The sequence below is a fragment of the Neobacillus bataviensis genome, from assembly GCF_019969725.1.
In genome coordinates, this window is record NZ_JAHXYW010000001.1 from 522,763 (window position 1) to 534,129 (window position 11,367).

Sequence of the window (11,367 nt, forward strand, 5' to 3'; positions counted from 1 at the left end):
TTACAACCCCTATGTAAACTTGAACACTTTTTTAAACAATAGTATACCATGGTTATGTGAATCAGTGACGATATAAAAGGAGTTACAGGCTAAATAGGGCTCCAAATAATTTGAAAGCCCTTAGTTTTTTATTTGTAAGGAAAGAATTTGATTGCTTTGAATACCGAAGTGGAATGTATAAGCAGAGGAATTTTTAAGTAATTTTCGGAGCGATAGGATGTTTACTAATAAAATGGATCAATGCTTGATTGAATTCTTTAGCCATTTCTACCTTTGCAAGATGACCCGCTTTATTAAAAATAACTAGGTCAGAATCGGGGATTTGTTTTTTCATACTTATCGGGATTGTAACGGGGATTATCGCATCATAACGTGCTCCTATCACCAGCGTTGGTACTTTTATTTCCGCTAATAAAGAGCGGTTATCTACACCAACAATGGCATCAATAGTTTTAAACATTCCTTTCACATTGGATTTTAAACATTTTTCTATATGTCTAACATTCTCCATGCTCCAAGTTTTAAAACAACTTCTTACTGCGATCATTTTTCGCATAAAAGGTGGAACTAAAAGGGATTGCATTTTAATTAATTGTCCAAAGATTCCTCCTAAATGATTGGAAAAGTATGGTGTTGTACAGGCAAATACTAAGGTTTTACATTTCTCAGGAGCTTGACGGTAAATTTCTTGAGCAACAATTCCTCCCATAGAATAACCACAAATGTGCGCGCTTTCAATATTAAGGAAATTCAATAGAGTTAATACATCCTTCGCAAAATTAACTATGGAAATTCCTTCATACGTATGATTATTGCCATGACCTCTTAGATCAGGAATAATGAGTTCATATTGGTTAGCTAACTCGAATTGTTTAAACCATGCCTCTTTGCAGGAAGAAAAACCGTGAAGCAGAACTAATGGCTCTCCACTGCCCATCCTTAAAAATGGCATTGGATTATTACCCGTTATTGCTTTCTCCAATGGCAATACCCTCCTTTACTAAGGATTTTTCATTTTATTTCCAAGTTATGTGCTTTTTTTATAATTAGACCTTATATGTGTAAAATACATATATGATTTAATCAGCATTATTGAAATTCCATTGGCACTCCCTATTTATAATTGTACTTTCTGTGTTAATAGGGATTGTCCGCTATTTTTGGATGGAGAGATTAAAAGAGCGATTCTCAACTGAGAATCGCTCTAAAACGTTTGTTTCTAAGATAAAAATGATCATTCAATATTTAAAAGACTTTGTTATGATTTCCCATTGTTCCTCGTCAGTAAGTTCACGGTAATCTACTTTTATCGTATAAATTAGATTTTTTAAAGGTTTAATCAAACAATTTCCCATATCAAATTCCCCTCTCCTAGTACAATATTAGCACCTTTTATTACTCCTCTGAATGTACTAAGTTGTTCTTAAAAGCCATTTTGATAGTCTAGGTTTGTTTTAAAAGCGTTGTTTGCATTCACCTATAATCACTATAATTTCAAACGCTTTCAAATGCAACGTAATTTTACGAAATTTCAGAAATTCACCTTTTGGCAATGAGAAAAACCCGCTGTCCCTTTTCAAGCTTTAATTAACAAATTTCTCCTCCAACCACTGTTAGATCTTTTTCATTTAAAATAGCTGCTTCAATGGATAGTTCAAGTCCCTTTACAATCAAATCCAGACTCATACTTGGTTGTCCGGGATTTCGGACAATTTGTTCCGGCAAAAATGGAATATGGATAAAGCCGCCCCGGATGTTCTTTCCGCTTGTATCCAAATAATTCATTAAACCATAGAAAATATGATTGCAGACGAATGTTCCAGCCGTATTCGAAACGGCAGCAGGAATTCCGTTTTCGGTCATATTTTTTACCATTGCTTTAATTGGCAGATTGGTAAAGTATGCAGATGGCCCACCTGGAACAATCTCTAAGTCGATTGGCAGATTATTCTCGTTATCTGCGATTCTTGCATCATCCACATTGATGGCTACCCGTTCCGGAGTGATCGTGGACCTCCCTCCTGCCTGACCCACGCAAATGACAAGGTCTGGAGTGATTCATCAATTGCCTCAATAAGCCTGGTAACTGCCTTGCCGAAAACCGTAGGTATTTCCCATGTAATAACATCATAGCCTCTAATTACTTTTCCATTTAATTGCCTTACTGCTTCAAGCGCGGGATTGACAGGCTCACCGCCAAACGGGTCAAAACCTGTAACCAGTATCTTTTTCATTGCCATTTCCCTCTCAATTAGTCTTGAGTTACTAATTCTTGGATACGTTCTTGATGGGTGTAGACATTAAATCCGTTTTCACGAATAAAGCCAACTGCGGTAATTCCAAGGTCATCCGCCAGACTTAAGGCAAGATTCGTTGGGGCAGATTTCGATAGGATTATGCCCACTCCAATCTTAGCTGCTTTTAGCAAAACCTCCGATGAGATTCGGCCGCTAAAGGCTATAATTTTATCCTTTAGTGAAATTTTATGGATAATGCAATAGCCAAAAAGTTTATCCAAGGCATTGTGCCGTCCAATATCAGTTCTTGAAATGATGATTCCTTCCTTGCTGCATAAAGCAGCATTATGCACGCCCCCTGTTTGCTGAAAATGTGGAGAGCTTTCCTGAAGCTTCTCCATCAATTTGCGGCATTGATGAGGTGTAATCGTCAAATTTGATCTGACGGTTTTTGCCGTTTTGACATCATTATGAAAGTAAAACTGACGCCCTTTCCCACAACAGGAACCAATAAATCGCTTCGAATGAAAATCTTTTTGTATTGAATGTTGGTTAATTAGATCCACATAAGCGAATCCCTTATCCTCATCGATGTGAAGCGATTTGATTTCTTGATAGCTCCGAATCACTCCTTCAGAAGCTAAAAACCCAACCACCAATTCCTGCAATTCAGAAGGGGTGCATACCATTGTGGCAAACTCGTCACCATCTAATATGATCGTTAATGCAGATTCGATAGCTATGTCATCCTCAGCCTCAACAAATCGCTGTCCATTATACCTGATAATGTTTTGCGAGGTAGTGATTTCATTTATCACAGCTCTTTCTCCTTTCCATTAGTATTAACCTACTTCTGTTTCCAGGTCGGGAATTGGATTTTCCAGGTAATCTGTATCTTTTCTAGCATTATATCTCTCTGCTTTTTCAACATTAACCGTGATATTGTAATCCGGAATTCCGGCAAATTTCTCATACCGGCCGCGCGGGAGCAAGAAGTTTCCTTCCGGGAAGTGAACTTCAATATTCCCTGGTGCAATTTCAACGAATTTTGCTTTGCCTTGGAATACGCCAAAACCGTTATATACAACAATTCCTTCACCTTCCGCGATGCTCAGCTTTTTGGCATCAACTGAATTCATGAGAACGTCATACCGGCCAGCACCGTTTAACGGATCTACCTCGTTATATACCATTGAATTAAACTGCTTGCCGCGGCGGGAAGTGACGATAAATTGTTCAGGTTTTTTATTTAAATCTGGAATCTCAACTGGAATCAATGTTCCCTTTCCATCAGAGGTCGGACAAATCCCGTCCTCACATAACCATGCGCCGCCCCACTGGAAGGAGTCTCCCTGGTTTTTCAATTGTTGGATGCCTTCATAATCAGGATTTGCTTTTGCGATTTCTTCCCGGACGGCATAACCATTGGCAAAATTAATCGAATGGGCCGATTCGGGTTTGACACGCTTGGCAAGATCAATATAAATTTTCCATTCTGCTCTTGCTTCTTCGATTCTATTTTTATTGCCGGGTATCTCAGGCGAGAAATATACCATCCGTTCCGTTGATGTACTCGTGCCGCCATCCTCCTGCTCGTATCGTGTTTTTGCCGGCAATACGATAACCGCCTCTTTAGCATCAACCAAGGTCGAGGTGTTTAAAATAATGTCCTGGTGAACACGTACCTCCAATTCAGATAATGCTTTTTCAATAAAATCAGGGTCCGGCATCGTTTCTAAAAAGTTCCCACCGGATAAGTAATACAGCTTGATTTTTCGCTCGTGATCATCCGGGAGCACAATGTTTTCCAGTGTTATCCCCACGATATCTCCCTGCCACGTTGGAAGTTCAAATCCCCAAAGCTTTTCGATTCTTTCTACGTTAATAGAATCCCAGCCGCCGCCAGGTAATACAAATGGATCTGCACCCATCTCGCCGCTTCCTTGTACACTAGAGTGACCACGGAACGGCATCAGACCGGCATGCTTTCGTCCAAGATGTCCCCGAAGCAGGGCCAGGTTTGCCACTTGAGAGATATTGTCTGTTGCAAAGGAATGCATCGTAAGCCCAAGTGCCCATGCATACACAGCATTCTTGCTTTTGGCTAAAATCTCTGCCAGCTCGATAATTCGTTCCTTTGGAACACCTGAGGATTCAACGATGGATTCCCAGCTTTGTTCTTGGACCTTTTTCTTTAGCTCTTCATAGCCATGTACATGAGCCTCAATAAACTCATGATTAATCGCTGAGCCATATTGGTTCTCTTCCATTGAAAACCAATGTTTCATAATCCCATGCATGAAGGCGATATCACCGCCAATGTTGACTTGATAGAAATCATCCGCGATTTTTGTTCCAAACAATGCCGATTCCGGGTTTGAAGGAATCCAATATTGATCCATCGCTGGCTCCCGATACGGATTTACGACAATGATTTTGGTTCCTTTTTTCTTGGCCTCAAGCATATATTTGGAGGATACAGGGGAGGAATTCGATGCAACACTTCCCCAAAATAACAAGACATCAGTGCCAATCCAATCTAAATAATTGCAGGTGGAAGCCCCTACTCCTATAGAACGCTTTAAAGCGGTTTTACTTGGTGCATGACATATCCGGGATGCATTATCGATATGATTGGTCCCGAGAAAACGGGCCACCTTCCCTGCCACATAATAGCTTTCATTTGTTATCCCGCGTGCCGTCAGATAAAAAGCATATTGTTTTGGATTTAACTTACGCATTTTCAGCGCAATCATTTCCATCGCTTGATCCCATGTGAGACGCGAAAATTTCCGTTCCCCTTTTCTCCGGATTAACGGATAGGGGATACGTCCGAGCTTCCGAAGCTCAGAACTGTCAAATTTCCTTAATTCGTCAATGTCTGCATGAAGAATTTCCGGCTTAATCGCTGGCATCGTATTGAGCCTTAACACATTTAAGCGGGTTGTACAAACATGCGGCCCTGTTAATGTCTGGTCATATAAACCGGAAACGCCAAGCGCACAGCCATCACAAACCCCTTTGGTGATAATATTGGCTGCATAACCGAAATTATCTTTATTCTCCCAAGCGACTTTCATAGTATCACGAATATGTTTTGGTTTTATTTTACCGAGACCAAACGGAATGGGACTTACCCAGTGTTTTGGTGCCGGCACCATTGATTTTTTCTGCGGCCCCGGATGCAATGTTTTCCCCATAATACGGTCCTCCTCTAAATATCCTAAATTCCAATAAAAAACCACCTGGGAAAGAATTCATCGCATAAAAGGATGAATGCTCCAAGGTGGTTAGCCTCATACAGGTTCGCTGCCAACTACCAACAAACTGTCATTCGGTAAAAGTTATTAATTAAATTTATTCACGAAACTCCTATGCTTCCTGTTAAACTTGTAAACGATAAATCTTCTTAATATTCACAACTTGTTCACAATTGATGGTTTTTATATTACCATGGAAGCGTATTCAATTCAAGTCATAAACAAACCAAACTCGCTCTCTTGAACTGGCTCCCTTCATTGTTAGAATGAGTCCAACAATTCGGGTGCAATTCAAGATTGGCGAGTTTTTCATTTTCGACCTATTTTAAAGTTGGAGCCAAAGCAACCTCTGGTGATGTAACCTTATCATAAAAATCGACAAATTTATCACGGTCTTCACTATCACGGTACGCCATAGCGACACGTGGATGCTCGTTCAAGACACCAGAAATCATATAAGGAATAATATAGCCCCACTCCCACTTTTGACGCATTTCGAGCATATGCTTTTCGATGATGCCAAGAACTGGCTTAAGCTCATAGCTTGGTTTTTGGATGTAGCTGACCAAAAGCTCTGTGTTGCAGTTACCAGCTGCACGGCCCATGCCATAAACGGAAGAATCCAAAAATGTAACGCCATTTCGAATTGCCGTCAAGGTATTAGCGAATGCCAGCTGCATGTTGTTATGGGTATGGATACCAAGCTGCTTGTTAGGAATCAACTCTTTGAACTTTTTCACTTGGTGGTCAATATCCACAGGATCTAGGCTTCCGAAAGAATCAACGATATAAACAACATCGACAGGACTCTCTTTCACCAATTGAAACGCTTTAATCAGCTGTTGTTCCGGTACACTGGATAGCGCCATGATGTTTAAGGAAGTCTCATAGCCCAAATCATGAAACATTTGAACAAGCTCTAAGCCTTTATCTACTTCGCGGATATAGCACGCTACCCGAATCATATCTAAAACGCTTTGTTCTCTCGGAAGAATGTCGTTTGGATCAACCCGTCCAATATCAACCAAAGCAGAAAGCTTTGTAAACTTTTTCTCAGGAATAATTTCTTTCAGGAAGTTATCGTCAAGAAATCTCCAAGGATTTGGCTCAGTCGCTTTAAGCAGCTTTGGAGAATTTTTGTAGCCAATCTCCATGTATTCAACACCGGCTTCACTTAGGCCATTATACAAGTCTTGAACAAATTCGACACTGAAGTCCCAATTGTTAACCAAGCCTCCGTCTCGAATAGTACAATCTAAAATTTTGGTGCGTTGTTCCATGATCGTTTTTCCCCCTGTTTCCATCAATTAAGAATATTATTTTTAACTTTCATGCTTTTAAGTACTAAAATAACTTATGGTGTTTATATCATAGTTTGTTCAGATAAGTCAATCTATTTACCTAAAATACTCCCTCTGAATCTAGTATGTATGTGTAATGGAATAAAAAAACTGCCCATCATTTTGAGCAGTTCCATTCTATTAATTACAATAATTAACCCGCCAGCTGCAGATTAACCTCGGTCAACGTTCATTCAATCACCTTACTATGGCAGCTTATAAATAGTCATTTTTCGGTGATTTAATATTAATTCGTGTGTTTAACTCATTAGCCAATAGCAATATAAAGTCTTTGCTAAGATTTAACTTAATAGCAGAATTAAATGCTTCTAGCAAATGTTCAGTGCTTAGGTTTTGCATATGTGTCTCACTCCACTTTACTCAAATACCTTCTTTCAATTAAAAATATAAGAAAGGAATACTAAGTTGTAAAATGTCATCAGCCATTGGAACTCATTGTTTATTTTTCAAAAACTTGTGCAATTAAGAATGTGGTTTCTTTTAGATTTGTACTTTATTTACTAGGTGCAACAAGTATTCGCACGCTATCTTCTAATCGTTCAGCAATATTGTGATGAGTTTTCCTAGCTTGTTTTAAATAGTTGTCTGTGACAGCTTCCCAAGCATTAAATGCTTCATTTGTATATTTAGTGAATGACTCGCTATTTTGTTCAACAAGCTTTTCTGATCTTTCCATTAAATCAAAGGCTGTGTTAATTGGAGTTAAATAAAGCTCCTCTAGTTTACTAGCTGCTTCACTTACTTGTCCTTTTAAAGATTCTGTCACTTCTTGAATAGCTTCATTTGTTTTAATAATAGAGTTTTGGAATAAGCCATTACGCAAATCACTATTAAATTTTGTCGCTTGCTCAAAGAGACCCTTTAACGTTTTGCGGTAAACTCCATTGAACTTTGTTGTTTCCTTAATAGCTTTTAAGTAAAGTTCTTGGCGCTGTGCTCTATATTCTCTTGTACGAGTTACTGCACTTTCAATTTGATCCCAAAATGTTTCAATAAATGACTCTGTAACATAACTTGTTTCTTTTTGCTGCTCTACTTTTTGAATTTCAACTTTTGCAACCTCTACTTTTGGAGCCTCTACCTTTTTAACTTCATTTTTTACGACATCTTCTTTTTGAATTACCTTTTGGGCCATCATTATTCCTCCTCATTTACTTTGTAAATTTCTCTATTTTATCCTCTAATTGAAAAAAGAGGTATGTAGAGTTCAAGAATACTAGGTCACGATTATGTTTTACAAAATTACTATATATGTATTTTACACATATAGGTCATGTTTCGTCAATTGCACATCAACAATAAAATAATTAAATTTTATTAATATTATAAAAAATGGGTTTTGAACAATTCTAAAACCACCATGCTTTTATTGACTATATTTTCACTTCACGAAAAGTCACATATATATAACCTATATGAGACACCCCTTATGCATATTACTACCATTTAAACCTTAGAAATCTATTTTGAATGTTTTCATTATTTCGGGAACTACGTTGTTTATGAAATAATTTACTTGTAAATATCTGTGGGGATTTTCCGATTGAATAGGAATAAATGATATTATTGTCTCCCACCAATTTTACTTCCGTTTTTCCGGGATTACCGAAGTCCAGGATATTAAGTTACTTGTTTACTTTTTGGCATTATTATTATCAGAACTGAACCTAACTCTTGATCATATATTAATAAGGGGTGATTGAAATGGATAACCATCTTGAGCAATCATTTGATATTCGTTTTTTGAAAATTGGCCAGATGATCAATAGTGGCGTTCTGCAAATTGGTGTTGGGGCTGGTAAAGCTCAGCGAGTCGCTCCTGTTGGATATACAACAGTTGGAACTACATTAGTTCCACTTACAGGTCCTATTGAATTTGCTGTCCCCTTACAAGCAGCTGTTCGTCAGAAATCTTGCAAGAAGTAATAAACAGTGGGAGGTATTTGTTATCCCACTGTTTTTGTTTTTTTAGTAAAATAAAAAACCAGGCAAGATGCCCGGTTCCTGGTTTAGAAAAAATCCTGTATGGTTTACTTTATAGGTTTGTCCTCAAGCAGGTCCTCATAAATCTCATTGTATTTCTTGGCAGACTGCATCCAGCTATAATCTTGACTCATCGCATTTTGCACTAAGCTATTCCAAGTTTCCTTTTGTTGATAAAAATAAATCGCTCTTCTAATTGTATGCAGCATATCATGAGCGTTAAAATTCTTAAATGTGAATCCGTTGCCGCCACCAGTACTTTCATTATAAGAATGCACCGTATCATTCAATCCGCCTGTTTCTCTAACAATCGGGATGGTTCCGTACTGAAGGGCAATAAGCTGCCCTAATCCGCAAGGCTCAAACTGTGAAGGCATTAAAAACAAATCAGCCCCCGCATAAATTTGATGTGCCAACGCTTCATTAAAGCCTAAATAGACCCTTACCTTTTCTGGAAATTCTTGCTCCATTCGACTAAAGAAGTTTTCAAATTGATGGTCTCCGGACCCAAGAACGATGAATTGGACATCCTCCTGCAGCATGCTGTGAAAAACATGGTGGACCAAGTCTAACCCTTTTTGTGCGGTTAAGCGGGTTACCATCGCCATTACGGGTGTGTTTTCCCTTTCCGGCAGTCCGAAATATTTCTGCAGCTCTTTCTTATTTGCCGCTTTACCCTCTATTGAATCTAGATCATAGGAAACCGCGATATCTTTGTCAGCTCTGGGATTGTAGGCAACGTCGTCGATGCCATTTACGATGCCAACAAGCTTATCGCTGTGCTTTCGTAAAAAGCCATCAAGTCTTTCGCCAAAATAGGGATACTGAATCTCCTCTTTATAGGTCGGACTTACAGTTGTTACGATATCAGATGAAACAATTCCGCCCTTCATAAAGTTAACATTTCCGTAGAACTCCAGCTGCTCGCTGTTAAAATATTGATAACTTAATCCTAACAAATTACTCATAACTTCATATGGGAAAATCCCCTGGAACTGCAAATTGTGAATCGTAAATACCGTTTTCATGTCCCTATAAAGCGGATTGAAACGATACTGGGCGTCCAATAAAAAATTCACCATGCCTGTGTGCCAATCATGACAATGAATCACATCAGGGAAGAAATCAAGATGGGGAATGCATTCCAATACTGCCTTCGAGAAAAAAGAAAATCGTTCCCCATCATCATAATGGCCATATAGAGTATCACGATAAAAATAATATTCGTTATCAATTAAATAATAGGTAATCCCGTCATGCTCGAAGGAATAGATGCCACAGTATTGACTGCGCCAACCGAGCTGCACATAAATCGCCTTTTGAAATTGAAATGATTTTCTCAGCTTATCTGGAATTAAACTGTAATTTGGCAGTATAACGCGTACATCTGCCCCTAACTTTTTTAACGCTTTAGGCAATGCACCCGCTACGTCTGCAAGACCGCCTGTTTTCACAAACGGGACACACTCAGAAACTGCAAATAACACTTTCACTTATCCTCAACGCCCCTCTTGAACTGTACCTTTACCTACTATATAAGGTGACACTAAGGTTCCTGTCAAGTGTACACTATTTTCAATCCTGACATCTTTATCGATAATGACTCCATCCAGTACACAATTTTCACCAATTTGACACTTCTGCATGATGATGGAGTTTCGAATCACAGCGCCTTTTCCAACTTTAACAGAACGGAAAAGGATGCTATTCTCCACTTCCCCTTCAATTACGCATCCATTTGCAATCATTGAATTGGCAACCTTGGCTTCCCTCTTATACCGTGTTGGCGGCTCGTCCTTTACCTTCGTGAAAATTGGTTCTTCCTTTGAAAATATTTGCTTCCAAACGGCCGGCTGCAGCAAATCCAAACTATTTCGATAATAGCTTTGAAGCGAGTCAATAATCGCAATAAAGCCTGTACATTCATACAAATTTATTTTAAAGTTATGACGTTTATCATGTACTACATCAAAAATACTGTAATATCCTTGATTCTTGTATTTTTCAAAAAGGGAAAGCAATAAATCTTTGCTCAAAATATAGGTTTCCAGCGATTTCCCATTATTACATACTTCCGTAATATCCGCTTCCGTTTCAATATGATGATCCAATATTTTACAGAAATCAATAGTTCCAATTGTGTAGCAATTGGTGATGACAACGTACTTTTGCTTACTGCGTAAGAAATAGGTGATATTTTTCGAGAAATGTGCAAATGACCCAAATCGTTCGTACCGGGATTTTCCATCTGGCGTGAACATAAACAAACCATCACGCTTTCTGTCCAAATCCCATTGCTTTCCAGATCCTAAATGGTCCATTAAAGACCGTATCTCATGTCCGGTGAAAATCGCTACATTCGTAATCCCAGAGTTCACCATATTTGATAACATAAAGTCAATTAAACGATAACGTCCTGCAAAGGGAAGAGACGCTAAGGTACGATGTGCAGTTAAATTCTGAAATGTATCAAACTCATTGGTTGCATTGATAATGCCAAGCATGGAACATGACAAAGTATCCTCC

Annotated in this window: 9 protein-coding genes and 1 pseudogene; 1 reads left to right on the plus strand and 9 read right to left on the minus strand. The window is 38.6% G+C overall.

Features of this window, described 5'->3' with window-relative positions; all coding sequences use genetic code 11:
• Positions 1-193: 193 nt before the first annotated feature.
• The 7 genes and pseudogenes from LC455_RS02620 to LC455_RS02650 all read right to left on the minus strand — a co-directional run bounded on the left by LC455_RS02620 (position 194) and on the right by LC455_RS02650 (position 7,996).
• A complete protein-coding gene (locus LC455_RS02620) occupies positions 194-982 on the minus strand; it encodes an alpha/beta fold hydrolase (RefSeq protein WP_223587997.1) in 789 nt (262 codons plus the stop codon).
• Between the two features lie 605 nt (positions 983-1,587).
• Positions 1,588-2,234, minus strand: a pseudogene (pcp, locus tag LC455_RS02625) (pyroglutamyl-peptidase I).
• Between the two features lie 17 nt (positions 2,235-2,251).
• Entirely contained in the window at positions 2,252-3,055 is an 804-nt protein-coding gene (fdhD, locus tag LC455_RS02630; protein WP_223587998.1) for a formate dehydrogenase accessory sulfurtransferase FdhD, read from the minus strand.
• A gap of 24 nt (positions 3,056-3,079) precedes the next feature.
• The gene (locus LC455_RS02635) at positions 3,080-5,437 is read right to left on the minus strand and encodes an FdhF/YdeP family oxidoreductase (protein WP_223587999.1); all 2,358 of its coding nucleotides are present in this window, start codon (positions 5,435-5,437) and stop codon (positions 3,080-3,082) included.
• 380 nt (positions 5,438-5,817) lie between these two features.
• Positions 5,818-6,777 (minus strand): aldolase catalytic domain-containing protein, encoded by a 960-nt coding sequence (locus tag LC455_RS02640; protein ID WP_223588000.1) that lies wholly within the window; start codon positions 6,775-6,777, stop codon positions 5,818-5,820.
• Between the two features lie 276 nt (positions 6,778-7,053).
• Complete coding sequence (sda, locus tag LC455_RS02645) at positions 7,054-7,197, minus strand: sporulation histidine kinase inhibitor Sda (RefSeq protein WP_223588001.1); 144 nt, start codon at positions 7,195-7,197, stop codon at positions 7,054-7,056.
• A 154-nt stretch (positions 7,198-7,351) separates the two neighbouring features.
• A complete protein-coding gene (locus LC455_RS02650) occupies positions 7,352-7,996 on the minus strand; it encodes a hypothetical protein (RefSeq protein WP_223588002.1) in 645 nt (214 codons plus the stop codon).
• Between the two features lie 566 nt (positions 7,997-8,562).
• On the opposite strand from LC455_RS02650, the gene LC455_RS02655 reads away from it, so the two are divergent.
• Positions 8,563-8,784 (plus strand): hypothetical protein, encoded by a 222-nt coding sequence (locus LC455_RS02655; RefSeq protein WP_223588003.1) that lies wholly within the window; start codon positions 8,563-8,565, stop codon positions 8,782-8,784.
• Between the two features lie 104 nt (positions 8,785-8,888).
• On the opposite strand, the gene glgA is transcribed toward LC455_RS02655, so the two are convergent.
• Entirely contained in the window at positions 8,889-10,334 is a 1,446-nt protein-coding gene (gene glgA / locus LC455_RS02660; RefSeq protein WP_223588004.1) for a glycogen synthase GlgA, read from the minus strand.
• 6 nt (positions 10,335-10,340) lie between these two features.
• A complete protein-coding gene (locus tag LC455_RS02665; RefSeq protein WP_223588005.1) occupies positions 10,341-11,357 on the minus strand; it encodes a sugar phosphate nucleotidyltransferase in 1,017 nt (338 codons plus the stop codon).
• Between the last annotated feature and the right edge of the window lie 10 nt (positions 11,358-11,367).

Excerpts from the sequence above, each read along its gene's own strand:
- LC455_RS02635 (WP_223587999.1), bottom strand. The coding sequence starts at position 5,437 with ATGGGGAAAACATTGCATCCGGGGCCGCAGAAAAAATCAATGGTGCCG.
- LC455_RS02640 (WP_223588000.1), bottom strand. The coding sequence starts at position 6,777 with ATGGAACAACGCACCAAAATTTTAGATTGTACTATTCGAGACGGAGGC.
- sda (WP_223588001.1), bottom strand. The coding sequence starts at position 7,197 with ATGCAAAACCTAAGCACTGAACATTTGCTAGAAGCATTTAATTCTGCT.
- LC455_RS02650 (WP_223588002.1), bottom strand. The coding sequence starts at position 7,996 with ATGATGGCCCAAAAGGTAATTCAAAAAGAAGATGTCGTAAAAAATGAA.
- LC455_RS02655 (WP_223588003.1), top strand. The coding sequence starts at position 8,563 with ATGGATAACCATCTTGAGCAATCATTTGATATTCGTTTTTTGAAAATT.